The sequence below is a fragment of the Methylophaga thalassica genome, assembly GCF_030159795.1.
Classification (GTDB): domain Bacteria; phylum Pseudomonadota; class Gammaproteobacteria; order Nitrosococcales; family Methylophagaceae; genus Methylophaga; species Methylophaga thalassica.
In genome coordinates, this window is record NZ_BSND01000003.1 from 850,570 (window position 1) to 877,133 (window position 26,564).

Annotated in this window: 26 protein-coding genes; 23 read left to right on the forward strand and 3 right to left on the reverse strand. The window is 44.0% G+C overall.

Annotated features, from left to right (window positions below; all coding sequences use genetic code 11):
* Window positions 1-99: 99 nt before the first annotated feature.
* From QQL60_RS04300 to QQL60_RS04395, 20 genes are all read left to right on the forward strand, one after another.
* The gene (locus QQL60_RS04300) at window positions 100-1,239 is read left to right on the forward strand and encodes a porin (RefSeq protein ID WP_284722524.1); all 1,140 of its coding nucleotides are present in this window, start codon (window positions 100-102) and stop codon (window positions 1,237-1,239) included.
* Between the two features lie 35 nt (window positions 1,240-1,274).
* On the forward strand, window positions 1,275-2,498 hold the full coding sequence (gene fmdA / locus QQL60_RS04305; protein WP_273181560.1) for a formamidase: 1,224 nt from the start codon (window positions 1,275-1,277) through the stop codon (window positions 2,496-2,498).
* A gap of 20 nt (window positions 2,499-2,518) precedes the next feature.
* Window positions 2,519-2,869 (forward strand): FmdB family zinc ribbon protein, encoded by a 351-nt coding sequence (locus QQL60_RS04310; protein WP_007145306.1) that lies wholly within the window; start codon window positions 2,519-2,521, stop codon window positions 2,867-2,869.
* A 36-nt stretch (window positions 2,870-2,905) separates the two neighbouring features.
* A complete protein-coding gene (urtA, locus tag QQL60_RS04315; RefSeq protein ID WP_007145305.1) occupies window positions 2,906-4,159 on the forward strand; it encodes an urea ABC transporter substrate-binding protein in 1,254 nt (417 codons plus the stop codon).
* Between the two features lie 94 nt (window positions 4,160-4,253).
* Complete coding sequence (urtB, locus tag QQL60_RS04320; protein ID WP_007145304.1) at window positions 4,254-5,177, forward strand: urea ABC transporter permease subunit UrtB; 924 nt, start codon at window positions 4,254-4,256, stop codon at window positions 5,175-5,177.
* Window positions 5,178-5,195: 18 nt separating this feature from the next.
* The gene (gene urtC, locus QQL60_RS04325; protein ID WP_284722525.1) at window positions 5,196-6,350 is read left to right on the forward strand and encodes an urea ABC transporter permease subunit UrtC; all 1,155 of its coding nucleotides are present in this window, start codon (window positions 5,196-5,198) and stop codon (window positions 6,348-6,350) included.
* The gene (urtD, locus tag QQL60_RS04330) at window positions 6,350-7,096 is read left to right on the forward strand and encodes an urea ABC transporter ATP-binding protein UrtD (protein WP_007145302.1); all 747 of its coding nucleotides are present in this window, start codon (window positions 6,350-6,352) and stop codon (window positions 7,094-7,096) included. Before urtC ends, urtD begins: the two co-directional genes overlap by 1 nt.
* A 21-nt stretch (window positions 7,097-7,117) precedes the next feature.
* Entirely contained in the window at window positions 7,118-7,807 is a 690-nt protein-coding gene (urtE, locus tag QQL60_RS04335) for an urea ABC transporter ATP-binding subunit UrtE (protein WP_284722526.1), read from the forward strand.
* Between the two features lie 83 nt (window positions 7,808-7,890).
* Window positions 7,891-8,751, forward strand: coding sequence for an urease accessory protein UreD (locus QQL60_RS04340; RefSeq protein ID WP_284722527.1), 861 nt, complete (start codon window positions 7,891-7,893; stop codon window positions 8,749-8,751).
* 21 nt (window positions 8,752-8,772) lie between these two features.
* Complete coding sequence (locus QQL60_RS04345; RefSeq protein WP_273181549.1) at window positions 8,773-9,075, forward strand: urease subunit gamma; 303 nt, start codon at window positions 8,773-8,775, stop codon at window positions 9,073-9,075.
* 9 nt (window positions 9,076-9,084) lie between these two features.
* Entirely contained in the window at window positions 9,085-9,393 is a 309-nt protein-coding gene (locus QQL60_RS04350) for an urease subunit beta (protein ID WP_284722528.1), read from the forward strand.
* The gene (ureC, locus tag QQL60_RS04355; RefSeq protein WP_007145297.1) at window positions 9,390-11,108 is read left to right on the forward strand and encodes an urease subunit alpha; all 1,719 of its coding nucleotides are present in this window, start codon (window positions 9,390-9,392) and stop codon (window positions 11,106-11,108) included. The genes QQL60_RS04350 and ureC overlap by 4 nt, the downstream gene beginning before the upstream one ends.
* A gap of 9 nt (window positions 11,109-11,117) precedes the next feature.
* Complete coding sequence (gene ureE, locus QQL60_RS04360) at window positions 11,118-11,609, forward strand: urease accessory protein UreE (protein WP_284451953.1); 492 nt, start codon at window positions 11,118-11,120, stop codon at window positions 11,607-11,609.
* Between the two features lie 2 nt (window positions 11,610-11,611).
* Window positions 11,612-12,295 carry an urease accessory protein UreF gene (locus QQL60_RS04365; protein WP_284722529.1) on the forward strand — a complete coding sequence of 228 codons (684 nt, stop codon included), beginning with the start codon at window positions 11,612-11,614 and terminating at the stop codon, window positions 12,293-12,295.
* A gap of 12 nt (window positions 12,296-12,307) precedes the next feature.
* Window positions 12,308-12,916 carry an urease accessory protein UreG gene (gene ureG, locus QQL60_RS04370; RefSeq protein WP_007145294.1) on the forward strand — a complete coding sequence of 203 codons (609 nt, stop codon included), beginning with the start codon at window positions 12,308-12,310 and terminating at the stop codon, window positions 12,914-12,916.
* Window positions 12,917-12,937: 21 nt separating this feature from the next.
* Window positions 12,938-13,507: a HupE/UreJ family protein gene (locus tag QQL60_RS04375; RefSeq protein ID WP_284451951.1), complete on the forward strand. Its 570-nt coding sequence runs from the start codon at window positions 12,938-12,940 to the stop codon at window positions 13,505-13,507.
* A 181-nt stretch (window positions 13,508-13,688) separates the two neighbouring features.
* Window positions 13,689-17,102 carry a hybrid sensor histidine kinase/response regulator gene (locus tag QQL60_RS04380; protein ID WP_284722530.1) on the forward strand — a complete coding sequence of 1,138 codons (3,414 nt, stop codon included), beginning with the start codon at window positions 13,689-13,691 and terminating at the stop codon, window positions 17,100-17,102.
* Window positions 17,095-18,036 carry a response regulator transcription factor gene (locus tag QQL60_RS04385; RefSeq protein ID WP_284722531.1) on the forward strand — a complete coding sequence of 314 codons (942 nt, stop codon included), beginning with the start codon at window positions 17,095-17,097 and terminating at the stop codon, window positions 18,034-18,036. The genes QQL60_RS04380 and QQL60_RS04385 overlap by 8 nt, the downstream gene beginning before the upstream one ends.
* 232 nt (window positions 18,037-18,268) lie before the next feature.
* Window positions 18,269-19,345: an NAD(P)-dependent alcohol dehydrogenase gene (locus QQL60_RS04390; RefSeq protein WP_284722532.1), complete on the forward strand. Its 1,077-nt coding sequence runs from the start codon at window positions 18,269-18,271 to the stop codon at window positions 19,343-19,345.
* A gap of 82 nt (window positions 19,346-19,427) precedes the next feature.
* Window positions 19,428-20,210: an RMD1 family protein gene (locus QQL60_RS04395; protein ID WP_284722533.1), complete on the forward strand. Its 783-nt coding sequence runs from the start codon at window positions 19,428-19,430 to the stop codon at window positions 20,208-20,210.
* Between the two features lie 43 nt (window positions 20,211-20,253).
* On the opposite strand, the gene QQL60_RS04400 is transcribed toward QQL60_RS04395, so the two are convergent.
* Window positions 20,254-21,870: a methyl-accepting chemotaxis protein gene (locus QQL60_RS04400; RefSeq protein WP_284722534.1), complete on the reverse strand. Its 1,617-nt coding sequence runs from the start codon at window positions 21,868-21,870 to the stop codon at window positions 20,254-20,256.
* Window positions 21,871-22,049: 179 nt separating this feature from the next.
* On the opposite strand from QQL60_RS04400, the gene ahr reads away from it, so the two are divergent.
* Together ahr and fae are read left to right on the forward strand one after the other, a co-directional pair.
* On the forward strand, window positions 22,050-23,048 hold the full coding sequence (gene ahr, locus QQL60_RS04405) for an NADPH-dependent aldehyde reductase Ahr (RefSeq protein ID WP_284722535.1): 999 nt from the start codon (window positions 22,050-22,052) through the stop codon (window positions 23,046-23,048).
* A gap of 158 nt (window positions 23,049-23,206) precedes the next feature.
* The gene (gene fae / locus QQL60_RS04410; protein WP_273181526.1) at window positions 23,207-23,758 is read left to right on the forward strand and encodes a formaldehyde-activating enzyme; all 552 of its coding nucleotides are present in this window, start codon (window positions 23,207-23,209) and stop codon (window positions 23,756-23,758) included.
* Between the two features lie 55 nt (window positions 23,759-23,813).
* Here the strand turns inward: fae and QQL60_RS04415 are convergent, their stop codons facing one another.
* A complete protein-coding gene (locus tag QQL60_RS04415) occupies window positions 23,814-24,056 on the reverse strand; it encodes a hypothetical protein (protein ID WP_007145285.1) in 243 nt (80 codons plus the stop codon).
* Window positions 24,057-24,088: 32 nt separating this feature from the next.
* Window positions 24,089-25,102, reverse strand: a complete 1,014-nt coding sequence (locus tag QQL60_RS04420) for a catalase family peroxidase (RefSeq protein ID WP_007145284.1) — start codon at window positions 25,100-25,102, stop codon at window positions 24,089-24,091.
* 149 nt (window positions 25,103-25,251) lie between these two features.
* Here QQL60_RS04420 and QQL60_RS04425 point away from each other — a divergent pair, with 149 nt between their 5' ends.
* The gene (locus QQL60_RS04425; protein ID WP_284722536.1) at window positions 25,252-26,562 is read left to right on the forward strand and encodes a sensor domain-containing protein; all 1,311 of its coding nucleotides are present in this window, start codon (window positions 25,252-25,254) and stop codon (window positions 26,560-26,562) included.
* Window positions 26,563-26,564: the final 2 nt, after the last annotated feature.

The following is a 26,564-nucleotide window of genomic DNA, read 5'->3' on the forward strand; positions in this document are numbered from 1 at the left end:
GTATTCAAGCTTCTGACCCAGCTCACTAGTATTGCTCCTGACGCGAACAGCACGTTTGCGACTTTTTCTTTTCTTGGATGGCTAACAGGGGCAATTAGAATGAAAATGAAACTCAACTCTCTCACCTATGCAGTGGCGCTCGCCAGTTCTGCAATGATGGCACCTACAGTGTCACAAGCAGCTGGCACGATCACGTTTGGTGAAGATCAATATGTCAGCGTTGGTTTTGGCATGCGTGGCAGTTTTAGCAGTGTAGAAGACGCTGCAAACGATGGTGGCAGCAGTAAAGATTTTGATTTAGACAGTGCTCGTCTTTATGTATCAGGTTCATTAAACAAATACATCAAAGGTATTTTTAATACTGAAAAGTCTGGTGGGAATGACACTTTCCAAATTATTGATGCGGCCGGTATTTTTCAGTTTACCCCTGATATGGCCATTTGGGCGGGTCGTTTCTTATCGCCAAGCAGTCGCGCCAATATGGCGGGACCTTATTACACATTAGGTGGTGGGTACTGGCAAAGCATTGCAGCACGCTATGGTTATAACGGTGGCACGATTGGCCGTGATGATGGTGTCGCTTTAGTAGCTACAGCATTTGACCAACGTTTGGCGTATTCATTTGGTGCTTTTGAAGCAGATAAAATCTTTGAGTTGAGTAGTGGTGTTGCTGACGTAACAAATAACGCTGACCAAAGTGATGAATTGATGTATGCCGGACGCTTGCAATATAGCTTCTGGGATAAAGAACCAGGGTATTACGGTACAGGTAACTACCTAGGGCAAAAAGATATTTTCACCATTGGCGTTTTTGGACGTTCGAAAGAAGATGGCGCAGCCTCTGCGACAGCAGTTGGTGATTACAGCCAATGGGGTGCGGATTTACTGATCGAGAAAAAATTCGCTGCCGGCGCGGTCTCTTTTGAAGCCGCCTACTACGACTATGACACAGACGATGTTTTCTTGACTGAGCAAGGTGAAGCCTACGCAGTAGGTGCTGGTTATATCTTTAATCAGAAAGTCGGCTGGGGTCAGTTCCAACCTTTTATTCGTCACCAAAATTTTGATGCTGATAGTGGCACTGAAACTGAGCGCACAGATTACGGTGTGGCATACATCATTGATGGATATAACGCCCAAGTTTCAGCTCGATACTCAGATCAAGAAGTTGATAACCCGTCTCCTACCAGTGATTCAGATACCGATATTTTTGCAGTCGAACTTCAGTTGCAATTTTAAGGTTTGGATTGGTTTTTATCCCAACGGAGGAAAAAATGAAAACGATAGTAAAACTCGATTTAGATAAAAAACCTTGGGAGCAGGACGGTCAAATCCATAACCGTTGGCACCCAGATATACCCATGATCGCGATGGTCAAACCCGGTGATGAATTCCGTGTTGAATGTATGGACTGGACCGGTGGCCAAATTGGTAACAATGACAGCGCCAACGATATCCGCGATGTCGATTTAACCCAGGTTCACTATTTAAGTGGTCCGATTGGTGTTGAAGGGGCTGAACCTGGCGATTTAATGGTGGTAGACATTCTGGATGTCGGCACATTTGAAGATCAGCAATGGGGTTTTAACGGTTTATTTGCTAAAGAAAACGGTGGTGGTTTCTTAACTGATCACTTCCCTGATGCAAGTAAGTCTATTTGGGATTTCCACGGTATTTACACCACATCACGTCATATCCCAAACGTGCAGTTTGCCGGCATTATGCATCCTGGTTTGATTGGTTGTTTGCCATCAAAAGAAATGCTGGAAGAATGGAATCAGCGTGAAGCCGATTTGATTGCAACAGATCCTGACCGTGTACCGATGTTAGCTTGCCCACCTGAAGAAAAATCAGCCGTTATGGGCAGAATGAAAGGTGATGAAGCAGTTGCTGCAGCTAAAACAGGTGCTCGTACTGTGCCACCACGTGAACACGGTGGTAACTGTGACATTAAAAACCTGACCAAAGGGTCTCGTATTTATTTCCCTGTCTATGTGAAAGACGGTGGCCTTTCTATGGGTGACCTTCACTTCTCTCAAGGTGATGGCGAGATCACATTCTGTGGTGCGATTGAGATGGCAGGTTACTTAGATATCCGCGTCAACTTAATCAAAGGCGGCGTTAAGAAATACGGCATCAAAAACCCACTATTCAAACCAAGTGTGGTTGAACCTAAATACCGTGATTACCTGATTTTTGAAGGTATTTCAGTTGATGAACAAGGTAAACAACATTACCTCGACGTTAACGTGGCATACAAACAAGCGTGTTTGAACGCCATTGAGTACATGAAGAAATTTGGTTACAGCGGTCAGCAGGCCGTATCCATTCTTGGTACAGCACCAGTTGAAGGTCATATCAGCGGCATCGTTGATGTACCAAATGCCTGTGCGACCTTGTGGTTACCTACTGAGATCTTTGATTTCGACATCATGCCTAATCCAGACGGTCCTTTAGAACTGGTTACCCCAGGTATTGATACAGCGAAAACATCTTAATTGATTAGAGGAAGAGTGCGATGCCTATTTACGACTACCGATGTGAGCAATGTGGCGAATTTTCGGCCTTACGCAAAATGAGTGAATCCAGCTTGCCCTGCACGTGTGAAAACTGTGGAGAGCCAGCAGCACGCATTATTTCAGCGCCCAATCTTGCTCTGATGGACAGTGGCAGAAAAAAAGCGTTTGAGCGTAATGAAAAATCGGCACATGCCCCGAGACAAGCACGACGTTCCAGCTGTGGTTGTTCAGGCTCGCACACTTGCTCGACATCGCAAAAAGACACTTCATCTTCTAACGAAAATAAACAAGGAAACGGCCTATTGATGCAAACAAAGAAAACCGCACGACCTTGGATGCTCGGTCACTGAGTAACCAAACATTGTTTTAAAACTGGAGATTAATCAATGAAACATTTTAGTCGAAGAAAATTCTTAGGTAAAACAGGCGCTTTACTCGGCGCAATGATAGCGGCAGGCTTCATTAGCACATCAGCGATGGCTGAAGATTACCCGACAGCGGCGGTGAACACGACCGGTCTGGCTGTGACTGATGACACCGTTAAAGTGGGCATTTTGCACTCATTGACGGGCACCATGGCTATCAGTGAAACCGGTGCTCAAGAAGCTGAAAAACTGGCGATTAAACAAATCAATGAATCAGGCGGTATTTTAGGTCGTCAAATTGAAATCATCCAGGAAGATGGTGCGAGTGACTGGCCTACATTTGCTGAGAAATCACGTAAATTATTAGTGAACGATCACGTTGCTGCCGTATTTGGTTGCTGGACTTCTGCTTCACGTAAAGCGGCATTACCTGTATTCGAACAGCAAAATGGTCTGCTTTACTACCCAACGTTCTACGAAGGTCTGGAACAATCACATAATGTCATTTACACCGGTCAGGAAGCGACTCAACAAATCTTAGCTGGTTTGGATTGGGTAGCGAAAGAAAAAGGTGCAAAAACGTATTATCTGATTGGCTCTGATTACATCTGGCCACGTACATCAATGAAAATTGCCCGTAAACATATCGAAAATGTCTTAGGTGGCAAAGTCGTTGGTGAAGAGTACAAACCATTAGGTGACACACAGTTCGGTTCGGTTATTAACAAAATCCGTCTGAAAAAACCTGACGTTATTTTCGCGGCTGTTGTCGGTGGTTCTAACGTTGCTTGGTTCAAACAGTTAAATGCTGCCGGTATCACTGGTGATAAACAAACACTGTTAACTATCTCTGTTACTGAAGACGAAGTCTTAGGTATCGGTGGTGAAAACCTGGTCGGTTTCTATTCAGTTATGAAATATTTCCAAAGTCTGGATAACGACAATAACAAAGCCTTCGTTAAAGCCTTTAAAGAAATGCATGGCGATGACAGCGTTATTGGTGACGTGACTCAAGCGGCTTACCTTGGTCCTTGGTTATGGAAAGCGGCTGTTGAAAAAGCAGGTAGCTTTGATGTCGATAAAGTAGTTGCTGCTTCAGAAGAAGGCGATATTGAGTTAACAACGGCACCTGAAGGTTATGTGAAGCTTCATCCTAACCATCATCTGTGGAGCTACACTCGCGTAGCTGAATGGCAAAAAGATGGTCAAGCGAAAGTGATTTACCAATCACCTGAGCTGATTGAACCAAACCCATTCCCAGAAGGTTACCAATAGACCGCAGTATCAAGATGGGCAGGCTGCATACGCAGCTTGCCCTCTCTTAAACACGTTTCAATCACTCTTTTCAGATCACCTTCGGAGTAGCGTTATGGGCGATTATTCAATACAAGAATTGACATCAATTCTGGCCATGCAAGGGTTTGCTGGTTTGAGTTTATTCAGTGTTCTACTTTTAATGGCACTGGGCCTTGCAATTATTTTCGGGCAGATGGGCGTCATTAACATGGCCCATGGCGAGTTTATGGCAGTAGGGGCTTATACGACCTACATATTGTCAGTCATGACAGAAAAATACTTTCCTGATTTTCTGAGTTATTACTTTATTTTTGCCATCGTCGCATCGTTTTTTGTGGCAGGCATTATTGGCTACTTTGTTGAGTGGCTGCTTATCAGGCATCTATACAAACGTCCTCTTGACACGCTGCTGGCGACATGGGGATTAAGTCTGATCATGCAACAGATTTTCCGGTCTCTGTTTGGCGCACGTGAAGTCAGCCCAACGCTGCCAGATTGGCTAATGGGCTCATATATGCCAACAGATACTATCTTCATACCAATTAACGGTATGTTCGTACTGGGTTTAACCGCGTTAGTGACCTTTGGCGTCTTTATCCTGATGTATCGCTCAACCTGGGGACTCAATGTACGTGCCACCACCCAAAACCGTGTAATGAGTGGTGCAGTGGGTATTAATACCAAAAAAGTGGACCGTATGACCTTTGCGCTTGGTTGTGGCATTGCCGGTGTAGCTGGTGCGGCATTTACCACTATTGCATCAACAGGTCCAACGACCGGTTCTCTCTATATTGTTGACACCTTTATGGTGGTGGTTTTCGGTGGTGCTGCAAGTTTATTCGGCACGATAGCTTCAGCTTTCAGTATTGCCCAGGCGCAATCGATTCTGGAGTTCTTTATCAGTGGTTCTATGGCAAAAGTGCTGACATTACTGACGATCGTTATCATTCTGATGATTCGTCCAGAAGGTCTGTTTGCCAATAAAGTTCGTAAATAAGCAGTAGGAGATAACCATATGAATTTTGTCTATGACAGATTATTGGGTGGCAGAAACGGCGCCATCGGTATTGGCATCCTTGCGCTGCTTATTCTGATTGTATTGCCGCTGGCACTGGATATTTTCCGCCTTAACCTGGTGGGGAAATACCTGACTTACGCCTTTGCCGCGGTCAGTCTGGTTTTACTTTGGGGATACGGCGGCATTCTGAGTTTAGGGCAAGGGGTATTTTTTGGCCTCGGTGGCTACGCGATGGCGATGTTTTTGAAACTGGAAGCATCGGATCCGGAAAGTACCGCTATTCAATCTACACCGGGCATTCCTGACTTTATGGATTGGAATCAGTTAACTGAATTACCCTGGATCTGGGTGCCGTTTGAACACTTATGGGTGGCGATTCTGGCGATTTTTGTGGTGCCAGCAGCGTTTGCCTACCTTATCGGGGTGTCGATGTTTAAACGTCGGGTAAGTGGGGTTTACTTTGCCATCATTACCCAGGTTGTCGCTTTGATTTTGACTATTTTGATTGTCGGTCAACAAGGTTACACCGGTGGTATCAATGGTATTACTGACCTGAAAACCTTAAATGGCTGGAGTATTCGTCCAGATTCAGCGAAGTACGTCTTGTATTTCGTCAATGCCGTCTTATTACTGGCAGTAATCTGTGTCAGCCGCTTTGTACTGACCAGTAAATTTGGTCGACTGCTACTGGCGATGAAAGATAAAGAAGATCGTGTTCGCTTCTCTGGTTATGACGTAGCCAGCTTTAAAATCTTTATCTTCTGTCTGGCCGCGGTGATTTCAGCTATTGGTGGCGCTATGTTTACTTTGCAGGTTGGCTTTATGTCACCGTCATTTGTCGGCATCGTACCTTCAATTGAAATGGTTATCTTTGCTGCGGTGGGTGGACGTATGTCACTTATCGGTGTGGTGTATGGCACCTTATTAGTGAATGCTGGGAAAACAGCCTTTTCAGAATCGTTTCCTGAAGTCTGGTTATTCTTGATGGGTGGTTTATTTATCGCTGTGGTGATGTTCTTCCCGAATGGATTAGCCGGTATTTATGACAAATACGTCAGAACGCTGCCTTTCATGCAACGTCTGCTGGGCGAGAAAAAAGTCGAGTCTGATAGCAAAACTGAAGCGAAAGCTGAATTAGAAGGAGCCAAATAATGGGTACTGAAACTGATTTCCTGTTGGCAATTGAAGATTTGACCGTCTCATTTGATGGCTTCAAGGCAGTGGACTCTTTGAATCTGTATATCGATAAAAATGAGCTGCGTGTGGTTATCGGCCCAAACGGGGCCGGTAAAACGACCTTACTGGATTTGATTTGCGGTAAAACCAAAGCCAGCTCAGGCTCTATCAAGTTTAAAAATACAGAGCTTACTAAACTGTCAGAGCATGCGATTGTTCGAACCGGTGTAGGACGTAAGTTTCAGACACCATCGATTTACGAAACATTAACTGTTTACGAAAATCTGGAGGTGTCTTATCCGGAAGGGCGGGGTGTGTTTGGTAGCTTGTTCTTCAAAGCTGACGAAAAGGTGAAAGAAACCGTATTAAGAATAGCGGAAGAGATTCAGTTATTAGATGAATTGGATACTGAAGCAGCTGTGTTGAGTCATGGTCAGAAACAATGGTTAGAAATAGGTATGTTACTGATGCAAGACCCAGAGCTATTAATGCTCGATGAGCCTGTAGCCGGTATGAGTGCGAAGGAACGTGACGAAACAGCAGAATTGTTGAATCGTATCTGCAAAAACCGTTCGGTGATTGTGATTGAGCATGATATGGAGTTTGTGAAAAAGATTGCTCACAAAGTCACCGTATTGCATCAAGGCAAGATTCTGGCTGAAGGCGCTATGGATAAAGTGCAGTCAGACGAGAAAGTCGTTGAAGTTTACTTAGGCCATTAAGCGAATAGCGAGGAAATTGATATGTTTGAAGTAGAAAACTTAAAAGTCAGCTATGGCCAGAGTGAAGTGATTCATGAAATCAGCTTTTCAGCGAATAAAAATGAAACACTGGCCATTATGGGCCGTAACGGGATGGGTAAAACCACACTGTTCAAATCCTTAATGGGTATCTTGCCAAGTTCGGCGACTAAGGTTGAATTGGAAGGAGCAGATTTAGATGGCATGGATAGCTATAAACGTGTCGCCAGTGGTTTAGCCTATGTACCGCAGGGACGGATGATTTTCCCCAATCTGACCGTGCAGGAAAATATTGAAACTGGTTTACAGGTCAGTAAACAGAAAAAAATTCCGGAAGATATTTTTTCCTTATTCCCTGTGTTACATGAGATGCGTCATCGTAAAGGCGGTAACTTGTCTGGTGGTCAACAGCAACAGCTGGCGATTGCCCGTGCCCTGGTGACCAATCCCAAAGTCTTGCTTTTGGATGAACCAACCGAAGGTATTCAGCCTTCTATTATTAAAGATATTGCAAAAGTACTGAATGAAATCCGTGAAATGCGTGAGATAACGATTGTGGTATCAGAGCAGGTATTAAGCTTCACGATGGATATTGCTGATCGGATTATGGTAATCGAAAAAGGCAATTTGATTCATGAAGATCTGCGTGAAAATGTGGATGCAGCGAAAATCAAACAATATCTGACAGTGTAAAAATAACAACATCCTCTTTGATTTTATGCAGAGAGGATGTTTTAGTCATGCTATCTTTACGGCATGAAAACAGGACAGAATGCGTGACCCAATTGATAGACAGAACGCAACTTAATACCGTAATGACGGGCTGGGATGCCCGTCTTCAGTTAGGTTTTATCGAACGTGACGGTAAAACAATTCTGGCAAAAAAGGCTCACTCAGGGCCGTTAACGATTCAAAAATGTTTATATCCGGAAGGGCCTACGCCGGCACATGTATTGGTGATTCATCCACCGGGCGGTGTGGCAGGTGGAGACCGTTTAGCACTGGACTTTAGTTTGGCAAAAGCGGCCAAAAGCTTTATTACGACGCCTGGTGCCACCAAATGGTATAAATCGGCAGGACGAGAGGCCAGTCAAACACTGCATATAGAACAGGCGGATCACAGTCTTCTTGAATGGTTTCCACAAGAAAATATTGTGTTTGATGGGGCTGATGTCACTTTAAAAACACAGGTAAAATTAAGCCAATATGCTCATTTCGCCGGCTGGGATATCAGTTGCCTCGGTCGACAAGCCAGTGGTGAACAGTGGCGGCAGGGCCGCTATAAACAAATGTTAGAAATATCGCGTGAAGAACGGTTGTTGTGGCAGGAAACCGCGGTGTTTAAACCGGATAGTCATGTTGTCACTGCGCTGGCCGGGCTGAGAGGGTTTCCAGTATTTGGTAGCTTTGTGGTTACCGCGGGTGAAGTACCCGATGCTGTCATTGAACAATGTCGACAAATCACACTGAATTCTGACGCCCAATATGGTGTTTCCGCCTTACCAGAAGTGTTTACGGCACGCTATATCGGTCGTTGTGCACAAGAAGCGCGTCAGTATTTTGAACAACTATGGACTTGTCTGCGTCCATGGTATGCGAATTCACAAGCAATACGCCCACGTATCTGGGCAACCTGAACATTTTATAGGACCTGTGACATGGATTTAACGCCAAGAGAAAAAGATAAATTACTGATTTTTACCGCGGCATTATTAGCTGAACGCCGTAAAGAACGTGGTGTGAAATTAAACTATCCGGAAGCGGTGGCCTATATCACCGCTGCCATTATGGAAGGCGCCAGAGACGGCCGCAGCGTGAGTGACTTGATGAGTTATGGCACGACCTTACTCACCCGTGAAGATGTGATGGATGGCATTGCGGAAATGGTCACTGAAATTCAGGTGGAAGCCACGTTTCCTGATGGCACCAAGTTAATTACTGTTCACGACCCGATAGTGTGAGGTGACAAAATGATTCCAGGTGAAATGCGTTTTGCAAATGGTGATATTGAGCTGAATGTTCAGCGTGAGACCAAATTAATTGACGTCTCCAATTCGGGTGACCGTCCTGTTCAGGTAGGTTCGCATTACCACTTTTATGAGGTAAACGAGGCTTTACTGTTTGATCGTGAGCAGGCCTATGGTTTTCGTTTAAATATTGCTGCGGGCACCGCTGTCAGGTTTGAACCGGGGCAAATGCGCAGTGTCGAGCTGGTGAAACTGGCCGGGGCACAAACGGTGTATGGTTTTGCTGGCAAAGTGATGGGGGCCTTGTCATGAGTCTTAAAATTTCACGTCAGGCCTATGCAGAAATGTTTGGTCCCACCGTTGGCGACAGAGTTCGCCTTGCAGACACCGAACTGTGGATTGAAGTCGAAAAAGATCTCACCACTTACGGGGAAGAAGTCAAATTCGGTGGTGGTAAAGTGATTCGCGATGGTATGGGGCAATCACAACTCCCTGCAGCAGAGGTGGCTGATACGGTCATCACTAACGCACTGATTATTGATGCAGTCACCGGCATTATCAAAGCCGATGTAGGACTTAAAGATGGCCATATCTGGCAAATAGGCAAAGCCGGTAATCCAGATATTCAACCTAACGTGACTATTCCTATTGGTGCCGGTACCGAGATTATTGCTGGTGAAGGCATGATTCTCACTGCCGGTGGCATTGATAGTCATATTCATTGGATTTGCCCACAGCAAATCGAGGAGGCGCTAACCTCAGGTGTGACCACCATGCTGGGCGGTGGAACCGGGCCCGCTACCGGCACCTTTGCCACTACCTGTACGCCAGGTCCCTGGCATATTCATCGTATGCTGGAAGCGGCTGAAGCGTTTCCTATGAACATGGGCTTTTTTGGCAAAGGCAATGTGTCTTTGCCTGAACCTGCTCGTGAACAAGTTGAAGCAGGTGTCATTGGTCTGAAATTACATGAGGACTGGGGTACGACGCCGGCAGCGATTGATAACTGTTTAAGTGTGGCAGAGGAAATGGATATTCAGGTGGCGATTCATACCGATACCTTAAATGAATCGGGCTTTGTTGAAACGACCTTAGCTGCATTTAAAAACCGGACCATTCATACTTTCCATACAGAAGGGGCCGGTGGTGGTCATGCGCCTGATATTATCAAAGCCATCAGTTCACAAAATGTCTTGCCGTCATCAACTAATCCGACCCGACCGTTTACTGTGAATACGCTGGATGAACATCTGGATATGCTGATGGTGTGTCATCACCTTGATCCGGCTATTGCTGAGGATGTGGCTTTTGCGGAATCACGGATTCGCCGTGAAACCATTGCCGCTGAGGATATCCTGCATGACACTGGTGCCTTTGCGATGATGTCATCCGATTCACAGGCGATGGGACGCGTGGGTGAAGTAATTATGCGCACTTGGCAAACGGCTCACAAAATGAAAGTGCAACGTGGGACTTTGCCGGAAGATACCAAAGATGGCGCGGACAATACCGATAACTTTCGGGTGAAACGGTATATTGCTAAATACACTATTAACCCAGCGATAACTCATGGCATTTCACATATTGTGGGTTCAATCGAGCCAGGGAAATTTGCTGATTTGGTGTTATGGCGACCGGCGTTTTTTGGCGTTAAACCGTCATTAATCTTAAAAGGGGGCAGCATTGCTTCAGCAGCGATGGGAGATCCTAATGCCTCAATCCCAACACCGCAGCCCGTGCATTATCGTCCGATGTTTGCCAGCTTTGGTAAGGGGCTTAAAAGCTCATTAACCTTTGTATCGCAAGCGGCTATGGATAATCCGGAAGTTAAAAATCTGAACTTATCCAAGCCACTTGTCGCCGTGAAAAACTGCCGGCAGGTAACGAAAAAAGATATGGTATTAAACGATGCAACACCGGATATTAGCGTCGATCCTGAAACTTATCAGGTGCTGGCAGATGGCGAATTATTGATTTGCGATCCGGCCACAGAGTTGCCGATGGCACAACGCTATTTTCTTTTTTAGAGTAAGAGCATGCTTGAAATACATACAAAATTAACAGACAACAACATCAGCGACTTTGATGACAAAGTCTCGATGAGTTTTGATTTACGTCAAAAAAGTCGAATCCGGGTCAAGCTGGCATCAGGTCGGGAAGCGGCTATTTTTATGACCAGAGGCGAAATCTTACGTGGTGGTGATGTGCTGCAAGCACAGGATGGTTCTATCATTCAGGTGCAAGCTGCTGATCAGCAAGTGATGATTGTCACAACCCATTCTGCTCATGCCCTGATGCGGGCGGCTTATCATTTGGGTAATCGTCACGTACCGCTGGAAATTGGCGACGGCTGGTTAAAGCTGGAAGCCGATTATGTATTAAAAGATATGTTGTTGGGATTGCATGTTAATGTGGAAGAAACCCAAGCACCGTTTGAACCTGAAGCCGGTGCCTATGGCGGTGGTCATCACCATCATCATGATGATCACGACCATGATCACGAACATTCACATCACCACCATCATTAATTATGAGCACCACGGCAGCATTTTCCCGATTATTACAACTGGCCAGTCCAGCATTACCTATCGGTGCCTATAGCTATTCTCAAGGGTTTGAATGGGCGATCGAGTCGGGTGATGTCACAGATAAAACATCGGCACAGCGTTGGATTAGCGATGTGTTGCTGACCTATTATGCACACTTCGAATTGCCTGTGATTAAACGTTTGTTTATGGCCTGGCAGAGCATGGATGAAATGGCCATAAACCATTGGGATAGTTATTATAAAGCGGGTAGGGATACTGCTGAAACCTGGCTTGAATCGAGACAGATGGGCTATTCCTTATTACGTCTGCAACAGGATTTAGATGCCTGGCCACAAGCGATGTTAGATGTTGTCGCTTCAATTGATGAGCCAAGTTTCCCTACGGTGTATGCGGCTACGGCAGTGAACTGGCAGATAAGCTTGCATGAAATGCTGCATGTTTATGCCTGGTCATGGATAGAAAATCAGGTCAGTGCAGCGATGAAAGCGATTCCTTTAGGCCAGGTGGCAGGGCAGCAAATTCTGGTTGCTGTCAGCGAACAAATAACGATAGTCATAGAGCAGGCCATGCAATGTGCTGATGATGATATCAGTAACTTCTGTCCGGCTCTGAGTATCGCCAGTTGCCGACATGAAACACAATATTCAAGATTATTCCGTTCTTAAAGTGAGGTATGAATGAAAGAACCATTACGGGTAGGTATTGGCGGGCCGGTTGGCTCAGGCAAAACGGCATTAACCCTGGCCTTATGTAAGCGTTTGCGTGATACCTATAATATTGCCGTTGTTACCAACGATATTTATACCAAAGAAGATGCTCAGTTTCTGACCCGAAATGAAGCCCTGTCTGCCGACCGAATTATTGGTGTGGAAACCGGTGGTTGTCCACATACCGCGATTCGTGAAGATGCATCGATGAATCTGGAAGCGGTGGCACAGCTCAGTAAACGTTTCGAGCCATTGGATATCGTGTTTATAGAGAGTGGTGGCGATAATCTGGCAGCGACTTTCAGCCCGGAGCTTTCAGATTTGACCTTATACGTGATTGACGTATCGGCCGGTGAAAAAATACCGCGTAAGGGGGGGCCGGGCATCACCAAATCTGATTTGCTCATTATTAACAAAACAGATCTGGCACCTTTAGTCGGTGCATCATTAGAAGTGATGGATGAGGACGCGAAACGTATGCGTGGTGAGCGACCTTTCTTTTTTACCAATCTAAAAGATGAACAAGGTCTGGATGAGATTATCTTGTTTATTGAAAAACAAGGCTTAATGCTCCACTAACTAAATGACGAGGAATTGATTATGAAAAAAAGCCTTTTGATATTCATGACATTGATGGGATTGCCACTGTCTGCGATGGCACATCCAGGACATGATGCAGTGGGATTTATGAGTGGTGTTTTACATCCGCTGACAGGGCTTGATCACTTATTAGTGATGTTGGCTATTGGTTTCTGGGCAGCGCGGGCACCGACACAGAATCGCTTTCAGATACCAGCGTTATTTATTAGTTTTCTGCTTGTAGGCCTGACAATGGGCGCCTTTATGGGACAGTCCAATATAGTTGAGATGGGCATTGCCGTTAGTGTCATCGCTATGGGCGTTGTGTTGCTATTGAGTGCCAAAATCAATGTTGTCTGGCAGATTGCCTTAACCAGCGTATTTGGATTGATGCATGGTTTTGTTCATGGTCAAGAACTCATTCTGGCGAATAATGGTTTGCAGGCGATCATCGGATTAGTACTGACAACGTCAGTCTTATTGTTTATTGGCTTTGTTCTGGGTAACCAGAAAGATAGCGTGGGACGTTGTCTGCAAAGCCTGTTAGTATCCGTGCTAACGGTAGCAGGAGCATTTTTCCTTATCGCATAAAGTCCTTGCTGGTCAGTATATAAAAAATGTCCTGAGTCTGATCAGGACATTTTTTTATACGTAGAATTACGTAGATAAAATCACTAAGAGCATCAGTTAAGATGTTGAATCGTTTGTTGTACCAAGTTGCTGTTTGTTTAACGGACAGGCAAAAGCATCTTCCCAACGTCAGGATAAGAATTTGACACCGAATGATGCCATAACTCCTTCTTCTGAAAGTGAAGCACCACAACGTATTGTCAAAATACGTCGGGATTACAATACCTGGGTTGCCAATGAAACACTGGAAGACTACGCCTTAAGATTTACGCCAAATTCATTTAGAAAATGGCCGATTTTTCGTGTCTCCAATACCGCTTTGGGCGCAATATCGTTTCTGGTTTTAGAAGCTATAGGCGGCACTATCGCCGTCAACTACGGATTTACCAATGCCTTTTGGGCGATCTTAACCGTTAGCTTAATTATCTTTTTAACCAGCCTGCCGATTAGCCACTATGCCGCTAAATACGGTCTTGATATGGATTTGCTAACGCGTGGTGCAGGCTTTGGTTATATTGGATCGACGATTTCTTCGTTTGTCTATGCCACGTTCACCTTTATATTGTTTGCGCTCGAAGCGGTGATCATGGCGTATGCGCTGAGTTTATATTTCACCATACCGCTCTATGTCAGTTATCTCATTTGTGCTGTGGTGGTGATCCCATTAGTCACACATGGGGTGACCTTAATCAGTCGTATTCAGATGCTGACCCAGCCCTTGTGGCTGTTTATGATGATATTGCCATTGGTGTTTATCTTTATTAAACAACCCGATGCGTTTAGCGGTCTGATTAATTTTGCCGGTGAATCCGGCTATGACAGTGACTTTAATATCTATATGTTTGGCACGGCTGTGGCGATTGCTATGGCATTAATCCCACAAGTTGGTGAGCAAGTCGACTTCTTACGTTTTATGCCAGAACGTACCAGTAAAAATAATCTGAAATGGCATTTGGGCGTACTAATGGCGGGGCCTGGCTGGATTTCCATGGGCATGGCAAAAATGTTCATCGGCGCATTATTGGCTTATCTGGCATTAATGGCGGGGATGAGCATTGAGCAAGCCATCAATCCAACCCATATGTATTACGTGGGCTTTAGTTATGTTTTCTCTAATCCGGATGTGCTGCTGGCCGTTACCGTGTTTTTTGTGGTGCTGTCACAAATTAAAATCAATATCACTAATGCCTATGCTGGCTCATTAGCCTGGTCCAATTTTTTTGCACGGTTAACCCATAGTCATCCCGGTCGTGTGGTGTGGTTATTATTTAATGTATTGATTGCCACCATGCTGATGTTGCTGGATGTATTCCAGGCGCTGGAACAGATTTTGGGCTTGTATTCGAATATTGCCATTTCATGGATTACCGCCGTGGTGGCTGATCTGGTCATTAATAAACCGCTTGGATTAAGCCCGAAAGGTGTCGAGTTCCGTCGTGCTTATTTATATGACATCAATCCAGTAGGCGTTGGGGCGATGGGCATTGCCTCACTGCTTTCGGTAACCGCTTTTCTGGGTGTGTTTGGGCTGGAAGCGCAGGCGTTTTCTTCATTTATCGCCATGTTTACTGCCTTGGTTGCTTCACCATTGATTGCCTGGTTTACCAAGGGAAAATATTATCTCGCCCGACAACCTTTTAAATTTCACCCAAGCAAAACCAAAGAAACCTGCAGCATTTGTGGCCGTGATTATGAAATTCAGGACGTTGCTTATTGTCCTGCCTATCAAGGGCCGATTTGCTCCCTATGCTGCTGTCTGGATGCACGCTGTAATGATGCTTGTAAACCGCATGGACGTTTGACGTCACAATGGGAAGCCATTATCAGTAAAGTGTTGCCAAAAGCGTTGTCAGGCAATATTCATAGTGGTGTTGGGCACTATTTATTATTGATGTCACTGACGGTACTGATCTTGGCCTCAATCTTCGGCTTGATCTACGTACATATCTCACTGACGGTCACTGAATATTCAGCGCATATCATGCCAGCAATACAGCTTGGTTTTATCAAAGCGTTTTCCGCCTTGGTATTAGTCAGTGGCATTATTGTGTGGTGGCTGGTGCTGACATCACAAAGCCGGAACGTGGCCCAGCAGGAATCGAATAATCAGAATAACTTATTACAGCGTGAGATTATTCTGCATAAACAAACGGACGCCGAGCTACAACAGGCACGCGTGGTGGCTGAGCAGGCCAACCAGGCAAAAAGTCGTTATATCACGGGTATCAGTCATGAGTTACGGACACCGCTGAATAGCATTTTGGGCTATGCCCAGTTACTTGATAATAATGCCGATATTGTGGACAGTAACAAGCACGCTACAAAAGTGATTCTACGCAGTGGTGAGCATTTATTGTCATTGATTGAAGGCACGCTTGATATTGCCCGTATTGAAAGTGGTAAGTTGCAGTTTGATATTAAATCCTTACGGTTTCCTGAATATATTCAACAGATTGTCAGCATGTTTGAAATTCAGGCGAAGAATAAAGGATTGTATTTTAACTACCATATTCCAGCGGATTTACCACCAGTGGTACGTGCCGATCACAAACGTTTAAGCCAGATTTTGATTAATATTATCGGTAATGCGGTGAAATATACGCGTGAGGGTGGTATTGATATCCGTTTTCGTTATGCCCGTGAATTCTTGTCAATTGAAGTGGCGGATACAGGGCCCGGTATTGACGAAAAAGATATTGAAAATATCTTCCAGCCCTTTGTCAGAGGCAATACTGCTACCGGTGTCGGTGGAACCGGTTTGGGGCTGACGATTTGTAAACTGCTCACCCAACTGATGGGCGGCGTGTTAGATCTGGAAAGTAAAGTGGGTGAGGGCACCACATTTTACATCCGTTTGTTTTTACCTTCTGTGCGTCTTGATGAAGCCTTACCATCGCTGGCAATGCGTATGCCTGTAGGCTACAAGGGACGTCGACGTAAACTGCTCGTGGTCGATAATGAACCTATCGACAGAGAATTGTTAATCAATGTGCTGGAACCTCTAGGCTTTGAAGTCAGAGAAGTGGCGTCAGGCCCTGAATGCTTACGTATCTATCCTGATTTTAAACCTGATATTATTTTCATGGATCTGGCGATGCCGGAAATGGATGGATGGGAGACCTGTCATCTGATTCGAAATGTGCACCAGTCTGACGTTCATATATGTATCATTTCTGCTAATGCGTTTGATCGCAATCTGGAGAATTCATCTGGAATTTTACCGAGTGACTTTGTCCTCAAACCAGTAAATTTAATGGAGCTCATCAACTGGATTGGTGAACGATTGAATTTAGAGTGGATACAAGTAGAAGATGAGCGGTCTGAGATAAAACAGGTCACAGACAACCAACAACTACTGCCTGACAAACAGGTGCTGGAATCCCTCCTTGAAATGCTGAATCTCGGCTATATCATGGGGATAAAAGAAATCATTGATGATCTTGAATCTCAAGGGACGGTAAGTAAATCGTTTATTAGTGAAATGCGTCGAATGGCAGAATCATTCCAACTGGAGAATATGAAACAATTTATTAAAGAGAAACTGCAAAATGACTGAAGCAAACCAAAATGCTGTGGTGCTGGTCGTAGATGATGCGCCTGAAACACTAGCACTTTTACATGCTTCTCTTGTGGAGTCCGGTTATACCGTACTGGTAGCCAATAACGGAAAAGATGCGATTCGAATCTGTAATGAGGCCTATCCGGATATTGTGCTACTTGATGCCGTTATGCCTGAACTCGGCGGATTCGATGTGTGTCGCCGACTAAAGCAGGAAATCAATACCCGTCATATCCCGGTGATTTTTATGACCGGTCTGACAGAGTCTGAAGATGTCGTCGCCGGATTTTCTGCCGGTGGTATTGACTATGTCACCAAACCCTTAAGCCCAATTGAAGTCATTGCACGGTTAAATACCCACCTGAAAAATTCAAGAATGATGAGTCATACCCAAGGGGCGCTTGATGCCTTTGGTCAGGCTGCTATTGCTGTGCTTCCGGGTACCGATAAAATTATCTGGCAAACGCCGTTGGCCCGTGATCTGGTAGAAAAATATCTTAATGATGAAGAGGATGGCGGAACTCACGCTGGACAATTACAGCAATGGATTCAACAATTAAGTGAAGGTGGTAAAAAACGTTTAAGGCCACTGATGATTAACCATCCAACAGGGCGGTTAATTTTTACCCCAGCCGATATTCGTAATGATGAACAATGGCTTATCTTGTTACGCGAAGAATCAGAAGCCGCTCAGGTCGAAGCCTTAAAAGCCGTATTTAATCTGACCAAGCGTGAAGCTGAGGTATTACACTGGGTCATTTTAGGGAAAACCGATAAAAGTATTGGTGAGATTCTTGGTACCAGTCCCAGAACAGTGAATAAACATATGGAACATGTGTTTGTGAAGCTGGGCGTTGAGACCCGAACGGCTGCCGCCTCATTAGCTGTTACCAAGCTGCACACCTTAAGTGGTCATGCTAACGATACATAAAAGCAAAACACGGAATGCCGTCAGCTGTGATGCAATAGTAACCGGCTCAATTGACACGTTTTTTTGTTTTCCTTGACCATATTTCCACCATACCGAGCAACAAAACATGTATTTCTCCTAGCTTGTATTTAACTAAAGCTGACTTGATCTAGGTCATAACTCAATGTATTTCAAAATGTTACTGTATTAATGACTCAATAATCATAGTGCAGCGAATGTAAGGAGCGTTGATATGACTGGAATGATGAAAGCAGCTGCCTTTATTGAAAAAGGCCGTATTGAAATTGTTGAGAAACCGATCCCTGATATTGGTGACAATGATGCCTTAATTCGCATCACCACGACCACAATCTGTGGTACTGATGTTCACATTTTGAAAGGGGAATATCCCGTCGAACAGGGATTAACTATTGGTCATGAACCAGTAGGTGTTATCGAGAAACTAGGCAAAAATGTACAAGGCTACAAAGAAGGTCAACGTGTTATTGCTGGGGCAATATGTCCGAGTTTCCACTCTTACGCCTGTCAGGACGGATTGCCAGCTCAGGATGGCGGTTGCCATGGTCATGGTTATAAACCCATGGGTGGTTGGCGCTTTGGTAATACTATTGATGGCGCACAAGCTGAGTTTTTAGTGGTGCCAGATGCACAGGCGAATTTAGCACCCGTGCCCAATGGCTTAACAGATGAACAAGTTCTGATGTGTCCTGACATCATGTCGACAGGCTTTGCAGGGGCTGAATCAGCAAACATAAAAATTGGCGATATTGTGGCGGTGTTTGCCCAAGGACCGATTGGTTTGTGTGCGACAGCAGGAGCAAAATTAAAAGGGGCCAGCTTGATAATCGCGATTGATGGCATTGATGAACGATTATCTTATGCCAGACAGTTAGGAGCAGATATCACTCTGGACTACCGTAAAGTCGATATCATCTCAGAAATCATGAAAATTACGGGTGGGCGAGGTGTGGATGCGGTGATTGAAGCCCTGGGTACACAACAAACATTTGAATCAGCCTTACGCGTATTAAAACCAGGCGGGACATTGTCCAGTTTAGGTGTGTATTCAACCGATTTAACGATTCCACTTGATGCCTTTAGTGCGGGCCTGGGCGATCATAAAATCATCACCAGTTTATGTCCTGGCGGTAAAGAGCGTATGCGACGCTTGATGAGTGTGATTGAATCAAATCGGGTTAACTTACAGGATATGGTGACACACCGTTACAAACTGGATGATATCGTTGATGCTTATGACCTGTTTTCTCATCAGCGGGATGGGGTATTAAAAGTGGCGATAACGATGTGATTTTTCGTTAATTAACACACAGTTTTTACTACCCAAAACAAGCGTTTCAGCGTAGAGTACGCCTAACTTTTTTAGGGGTAGAATGATGACGCAGTTTGCCACAACATTGATTGAGTCTTTAGCGATTGGTCGGTCATTTGTTTTACCGGATTTAGAGCAGTTTGTTAATGACAATTACCGCTGTATTCGCCTGCATGATGCGATGCAACTTGAGCTTGACTCCGGCGAAGCCTTTCTATTTGATTATGGTGTGGTGGTGTTTTGGGGCGTTACTGAAAATACCAAGCAATCCTTACTGACAAAAATTCAGACATTTGTTCTTGATTCAAAAGTTATCCCCGACTTTGAGCAATATGCTTTTGACAGTCATACTGACACGATCAAAATGCATGCTGATAAAATCAGTTTTGCAAACGAAGACAGTATGGAACGCTTGGCCGTGTCACATGCACTAGCACAGTCTGTCAAATTGGCCGAATTTGAACGGCTGGCACAGGAAGTGATTCAAGCTCATGCTCATATTCCTGTGTCATTAGCCAAAACCGGAAAAGTGGCGATGAGTAGAAAAGCCATTGCCAAGTCACGCGGGGTGTTGTTTGGTGCACGTGGCGATATTCTGTTGAACTATAGTTTATTGGATACACCGGAATTTTTCTGGGATTATCCTGAGCTTGAACCTTTATATACTATGGTTTCACGCTATCTGGACGTGGTTGCCCGAATTAATGTGTTAAATAAAAAGCTGGAAAGCATTCATGAGTTACTGGATATGCTGGCCAATGAGCAGAATCATAAACATTCATCGACCTTAGAGTGGATAATTATTATCCTGATCGCATTGGAAATTGTGCTGTTTTTGCATTAAAAAAAGAGCCGGTTCGATAGCGATCCGACTCTTTAGAACGGGCCTATACTTTAAAACGTCCCATAAGATTCATCATATTTTCAGAGAAGTTGGTGATTTTTTTCGATATCTCATCACCTGTTTTTGAGACTTGTTGGGCAGATTCAGTTTGTTGATTCAAGCCATGTAGGTTTTTACTGATATCTTCAGCAACAGCAGTTTGTTCTTCTGTTGCTGCAGCCGTTTGAATTGCCATATCGTTAACTCGGCGAGATGATGCCCTGATTTCATCAAACACAGTAGACGCTTCCTGGAAGGTACTAGCGGTTTTATCAACATCGGTTTTACCCTGTGTAATGGCCGAAGAGGATTGGCTGACCGAGTTTTGCAACTGCGTAATAATCTGGCTGATATCGTCTGTGCTTTGCTGGGTTCTCGTTGCCAAAGAACGTACTTCATCAGCAACAACGGCAAAACCACGACCATGATCACCCGCGCGTGCAGCTTCAATGGCTGCATTCAATGCTAATAGATTCGTTTGCTCAGCAACTGAGCTAATGACTTCTAATACCGATAAAATACTGGTGGAGTTTTGTTCGAGTTGTTGAGAGCAGTTGAGGACAATATCCATGTCTTTGATAAGCTCTGAAATACATTTATTCGATTCTTCAACAACATGTATGCCTTTTACAGCCAGTTGTGATGTTTGATCGGCTTCTGAGGCTGAGTTGGTCGCCACATTCGACATTTCTTTATTAGCCAGCGTCATTTCATGCACAGCACTGACAATCGACTCAGTAGATAAATTCAAGGTTTCATTAATACTTTTTGTTTTGTTAGACGAATCGGCCAATTGCACTGTGAGAGAGCTGAGTCCTTTGACGTTATCCAATGTGGTTTTGATTAAATCCTGTAACTTTTCAACAAAGCGGTTGAAGGATTGCGCCAACTCGCCAAACTCATCTTTTGAATTGACATCCAGCCGCGCAGTTAAATCGCCATCACCTGAGGCGATCATATCAATACGTTTGATGAGATCATTAATGTCAGAAGTGAGTTTTTTAGGGACGGTGTAACTGAAGTAAAGTGCCACAACAATGATAGCCAGCACCACGATGATGGTAACAGTCATACTTCGCTTCAAGTCACTCTTTAGCTCTTTATCCAGAGTATGAAATTTGTTGAGTAACACTTCACCTTTTTTATCAAGGATTGAACGCAGGTTCTGGAATGCTTCTTCTTCCTGCTGAGCTAATTCTTGTTGATTGGATGCTGTTGATTCGTTCACCATTTTTTCAGTGGCGATGTTCCAGTTTTTAAAGGCTTCTTCGAAGGCTTCCTTACCATTAGAAACATCAGGATAGATTTTTGTGTAATCTAAAAACTGTTCGTATCGTTGACGAGCTTGTTGAATATTATCCTGCCAGACTTTAGTTTCTACCGCTTTATCACCCCTATCGGTAAGAATATTAATTGAGGCGATTTTTGCTTGATGTAAGTCCCTGTCTGCATTAAGAATCTTCTCATTTGCAGGCATAAATAATTCAGTCTGTAATTCTATTGCGTGATTTTGTTTACTCATCATCCATAAAAACATGGCAATGACGACAACGATCGTTAACCCCATCACGACTACGGGTATGGAGCTTTTTGTTCTAATGCTTTGCAGGTTTATATTCATTTTTTTCTACCTAGTAACGACAGAGCCATACAAGATATCGGCGCGATTTAGTTGAGGTTTAATCAAAGTTAAAGAAATCTTATAGCCCACAAAATATTGCCATTATGGGATAAGTATTGCCCGATAAACTTTTAGACTATAGCGATGTTGTATTACATTTCTGAGAAAAGGACCGATTGATGATCAATGCATACGCCGCTATGAGCGCGGGTGAAGCGCTAAAACCTTATACATTTGACCCCGGCAAATTGGGAGAAAATGAAGTAGAAATTACTGTGAAGTACTGTGGTATTTGTCATAGTGATATCAGCATGATTGATAATGATTGGGGAATGTCTTCATACCCATTAGTCGCCGGCCATGAAGTGGTAGGCGTGATTAATGCTGTTGGCAGCGAAGTCACACAATTCAGCGTTGGGCAATCGGTCGGCTTAGGTTGGTATGCCGATTATTGTGAATCCTGTGAACAGTGTCATAACGGCGATGAAAACCTCTGTTCTAACTTGACCGGTACGATTGTCAGTCATCACGGTGGTTTTGCCGATAAAGTCAGAGCTAATGCTAACAGTGTGATTGCCTTACCTGAGAGTATGGATCTGGAGTCTGTTGGGCCTTTACTGTGCGGTGGCGTTACTGTCTTCAATCCACTGGTTCAATTTGGCATTAAACCGACGGATAAAGTGGCGGTTATCGGTATCGGCGGTCTTGGTCACATTGCTTTACAGTTCCTTAATGCCTGGGGCTGCGAAGTCACTGCTTTCACCAGTGAAACTAAATTACAGGAAGCCTTGGATATGGGGGCACATTTCAGCGTGGATTCACGGGACGAGACAGCGATGTCTTTATTGCCGAGAAAGTTCGATATGATCTTATCGACGGTGAATGTGAAATTAGATTGGAATCTATATCTCAGTAAATTAAAACCCAAAGGCCGACTTCACTTTGTTGGTGCCACGCTTGAGCCATTAGATTTGAAGGTGTTTAATCTTACAGAAGCGCAGCGCAGTGTCTCTGGTTCAGATACTGGCAGCATGCAAACCAGCAGTATGATGCTCGAGTTCGCTCAGCGTCATGGTGTAAAACCGGTTATTGAACGCTATCCGTTTGAAAAAATTAATGAGGCGATCGAAAAGCTTCGTGAGGGTGATGTGCGTTATCGGATTGTGTTGGAATATTGAGTGAGTCCCACTCATTCACATTTGTTGAAATAAGCCTGTTCAGATGTTTTTTGAGCAGGCTTATTTTTTTATGTTACCCAGGGTATAAAAAACGCTTGTGGCTTGTTCTGGCATCAGCCTAAAATGGCGCACAAATTATCATCAATGGAGTTAATAACATGTCAGAACCCGTTTGGTTTAAAACCGCCGAAGCCACCGTTTTTGCCAGTGAAGATCAAGGCACAGATGCGATGCCTGAAATTTTGATTGGGAGCGTCAAAGGTCCTGCAGGTCATGCCTTTGCTAATTTAATGGGGCAAACAGAAGGCCACACGCGAATGTTTGCGATTCGTGCGACCAATCAACAAGTAAAACCAGCAACAATGATCGTGCCGAAAGTCACTATCAAATCTAGCTCATATGTTGAGTTGTTCGGTGGTCCGGTGCAATCTGCAGTGGCTGATGCCGTATTGGATAGCGTAATTGAAGGCGTGATTCCAAAAGAGCATGCAGAAGAATTATGTATCGTTGCCATGATCTGGATTTCACCCGATGCGGCTGCAAATCCAGATGTGGATCGTAAAGATTTATACCGTACTAACTATGAAGCAATGAAGTTAGCGATTAAACGCGCAATGTCAGGCTCCCCAACCATTGATGAATTGATTGCTAACCGCAACAGTATCCATCATGAAATGTATGATCCTGAAACGGGCGAGTCTCAGTGGTAAGTGACCAGCGGTCATAATAAAAAGCCAGACAAACGTCTGGCTTTTTTGTTTGTAGTCATTCAACCGGTAACAAGCCGGACTGGTTCCTATCCGGCAAGGTTATATGATGTTCATCACAGTGTTTAATGAGCTTTTGTTCATACAACGGTGACCATCCCACCTGATTACAGTCATAGCAACGTTGGCAAACAGATAAATGGTAGCGGGGAATATAGTTTCCCTCATTACCTTGCCTGCCCACCCGAAATTCAGCATCACACATCTGGCAGTGTGTGATTTCTTCAAATTCTTCGGCCATCAGCTTATCCTTTGTTTTTAGAATGTATTTGCTTATTGGCCAGAAAGCCGACGGCCATAACTAATAGCGTAGGCTGAAGGACGGGCAAGTAAAATAGGGTCTTTACTGGCTTCTATCCCATCCGTTAATGCTAATGGGTTAAACATTGTTTGTTTGGCAAACTGTTCACCGTTGGGATCGATTGACTCAATGGTGAGTGTGCCCAATTTGACAAGTTGACGTGTCTCTGGCCAAACCATGGTTGGATCATTCACCTCATCGCCTTTTTCAGCGAGTTGTAACGCGAGAATGAATTCCGCTTTATTTTGTTTCAGACGTTTAGGTAATTCCTCAAATAGGTAATTATTACCGGCTGCAGCACGTTGTTCATCGGTTAAATATTCAGGGCCATTGACGGGAATAATCTGATAACGCCCATAGTTAACCTCACCTTCTTTATTAATGAACTTAAACGCATTGACCCCATAAAAGGGTTGGGTCGCAAAGCTAACGGGGGCTGGTTTTTCTATTTCTACAAAGGTTTTAGCTGCAGGATGACTGGCAAGAAACTGTGTAATCGGTTTGGGGGCAGGCGTATCTGGACCTGATGCAGCAACGGCATTGAGTAAGCCTAAAAAATCTTCAGGCGTGGCTACAGGGAAGCGATTAACAGAGATACTGACAATATCTGTATAGCTATTATCAGCAAGCTGAAAACGTATGGCGATACCTTTTGGAAATGAGCTCGGATTGGTATCGGCAATATCAGGAATACCGGTGGTGTTAGAAAACCGGATAGTCACTGGTGTGGATGCGGATTGCAAATGTTCAGCGCTGGAGACTGATGAAGCTTCAGCGCTGGGTGTAAACTCGCCTAAAACGACAATTCCTTTAGCATGGTTCTTTCTGATGCCTGGATGTGGACCGGCAATTGTACTTAATGTATCAACCAGTTGTTCAACGACTGGTTTATCAGTGTCATCATCTGCAAGGCTTGGGGATAGAGGAAAAAAGGTGAGGGAAGATATTAAGAAAGTATGTATAAAAAAATTGGATGAGGTAGCCATGGGTGTATTCCTGTCATAAGAAAAGTGTGAAGACGCCAATAAAATTCACATTGTAAGACTACAAAAACAGAACAATAATTCTGATAAGCATAGATATCACATACTAATAAGTCATAGAATAGGGCAAAGATAACATTGGATGTATACCCGTGAACCAAAAACGTCAAGATCACAGTATCAGCTTGTTCAAGGAAAATATTTATCAGTCCATCATTGATTCAAGTTTTGATGCCATTATCTGTAAAACATTAGATGGCATTGTATTGAGCTGGAATCCAGCGGCTGAGAGGATTTTTGGTTATACCGCTGATGAAATGATCGGCGAAAGTATGCTCAAAATTTTTCCTGAAAATAAACTTCGTGAAGAGGCTGAGATACTAGAAAAGTTAAGACGTGGTGAAGTGGTTGAACATTTTCAGACGGTTAGAAAACATAAAACGGGTCGGTTGATTGATATTTCAGTCACCATTTCGCCTGTGTTTGATGCACACGGTACTATCGTAGCCGCATCAAAAATTGCTCGTGATATCACCGAGCAAGTTGAAGCTGTTCGATTAAGTCATGAATATCGAGCTATCGTTGAATCATCTGAAGATGCCATTTACAGTGTCTCGCTCGACGGCACAATTACCAGTTGGAATAACGGTGCTGAACATATCTTTGGTTTTAGCGCGAGTGATATTCTCGGTAAGTCAATATCTCTACTTTTTGATGATGACGATCAACAGGCAGATCATATTCTCAGAAAAATTAAGCATCACGAAAGTCTCGAGCACTACAAAACCACTAGGAAAAATAGAGATGGTTCAGTGATTAATGTGTCTGAGACGGTTTCACCCTTACAAGATCAAACTGGCACAGTTATCGGTGGTTCTATCATTGCCAGAAATATTACGCATGATATACAAGCACAGCAGCTTATCTGGAAACAAGCTAACTACGATAATCTAACTGGCTTAGCTAATAGAGATTTATTTTTGAAATCACTCTGCCATGAAATGGAAATGGTCAAAGAGTCTATTTCCCGTGATAATTTAGTGTTGTTATTCCTTGATTTGGATAACTTTAAAGACTTTAATGATAACTATGGTCATGATTTTGGCGATGAGGTATTGCGCCATGCTGCAGATGTTTTAACCAAAACATGTCGTAATGCTGACTTGATCGCTCGCTATGCCGGTGATGAATTTATTATATTGCTGTCTGGTGAGTTTCCACAAAAAGATCTCAAACGCTTCATGGACAGATTAATCAGTAAACTTAATGTGCCATATCCTATTAATGGTGTTGATTGTCGTTTGTCGGTAAGTATCGGAATTGTGCAGTATCCAAATGATGCTGATGAGATTTCAGATTTATTGAAAAAAGCCGATCAGGCCATGTATGCAGCAAAAGCGGCAGGTCGGAACCAATATCAGTTTTATGTTGATGATCGTTCCACTACTATGTCGCTGGATTAATT

Bases quoted from the DNA above. Each gene is read 5' to 3' on its own strand.
- QQL60_RS04415 (WP_007145285.1), bottom strand. From the start codon at position 24,056: ATGGCCGAAGAATTTGAAGAAATCACACACTGCCAGATGTGTGATGCT.
- QQL60_RS04375 (WP_284451951.1), top strand. From the start codon at position 12,938: ATGAAAAAAAGCCTTTTGATATTCATGACATTGATGGGATTGCCACTG.
- QQL60_RS04400 (WP_284722534.1), bottom strand. From the start codon at position 21,870: ATGAATATAAACCTGCAAAGCATTAGAACAAAAAGCTCCATACCCGTA.
- urtC (WP_284722525.1), top strand. From the start codon at position 5,196: ATGAATTTTGTCTATGACAGATTATTGGGTGGCAGAAACGGCGCCATC.
- QQL60_RS04345 (WP_273181549.1), top strand. From the start codon at position 8,773: ATGGATTTAACGCCAAGAGAAAAAGATAAATTACTGATTTTTACCGCG.
- fmdA (WP_273181560.1), top strand. From the start codon at position 1,275: ATGAAAACGATAGTAAAACTCGATTTAGATAAAAAACCTTGGGAGCAG.
- QQL60_RS04390 (WP_284722532.1), top strand. From the start codon at position 18,269: ATGACTGGAATGATGAAAGCAGCTGCCTTTATTGAAAAAGGCCGTATT.
- ureC (WP_007145297.1), top strand. From the start codon at position 9,390: ATGAGTCTTAAAATTTCACGTCAGGCCTATGCAGAAATGTTTGGTCCC.
- urtD (WP_007145302.1), top strand. From the start codon at position 6,350: ATGGGTACTGAAACTGATTTCCTGTTGGCAATTGAAGATTTGACCGTC.
- QQL60_RS04420 (WP_007145284.1), bottom strand. From the start codon at position 25,102: ATGGCTACCTCATCCAATTTTTTTATACATACTTTCTTAATATCTTCC.
- QQL60_RS04310 (WP_007145306.1), top strand. From the start codon at position 2,519: ATGCCTATTTACGACTACCGATGTGAGCAATGTGGCGAATTTTCGGCC.
- ureE (WP_284451953.1), top strand. From the start codon at position 11,118: ATGCTTGAAATACATACAAAATTAACAGACAACAACATCAGCGACTTT.
- QQL60_RS04300 (WP_284722524.1), top strand. From the start codon at position 100: ATGAAAATGAAACTCAACTCTCTCACCTATGCAGTGGCGCTCGCCAGT.
- ureG (WP_007145294.1), top strand. From the start codon at position 12,308: ATGAAAGAACCATTACGGGTAGGTATTGGCGGGCCGGTTGGCTCAGGC.
- fae (WP_273181526.1), top strand. From the start codon at position 23,207: ATGTCAGAACCCGTTTGGTTTAAAACCGCCGAAGCCACCGTTTTTGCC.
- urtA (WP_007145305.1), top strand. From the start codon at position 2,906: ATGAAACATTTTAGTCGAAGAAAATTCTTAGGTAAAACAGGCGCTTTA.
- urtB (WP_007145304.1), top strand. From the start codon at position 4,254: ATGGGCGATTATTCAATACAAGAATTGACATCAATTCTGGCCATGCAA.
- QQL60_RS04365 (WP_284722529.1), top strand. From the start codon at position 11,612: ATGAGCACCACGGCAGCATTTTCCCGATTATTACAACTGGCCAGTCCA.
- QQL60_RS04350 (WP_284722528.1), top strand. From the start codon at position 9,085: ATGATTCCAGGTGAAATGCGTTTTGCAAATGGTGATATTGAGCTGAAT.
- QQL60_RS04385 (WP_284722531.1), top strand. From the start codon at position 17,095: ATGACTGAAGCAAACCAAAATGCTGTGGTGCTGGTCGTAGATGATGCG.
- QQL60_RS04395 (WP_284722533.1), top strand. From the start codon at position 19,428: ATGATGACGCAGTTTGCCACAACATTGATTGAGTCTTTAGCGATTGGT.
- ahr (WP_284722535.1), top strand. From the start codon at position 22,050: ATGATCAATGCATACGCCGCTATGAGCGCGGGTGAAGCGCTAAAACCT.
- urtE (WP_284722526.1), top strand. From the start codon at position 7,118: ATGTTTGAAGTAGAAAACTTAAAAGTCAGCTATGGCCAGAGTGAAGTG.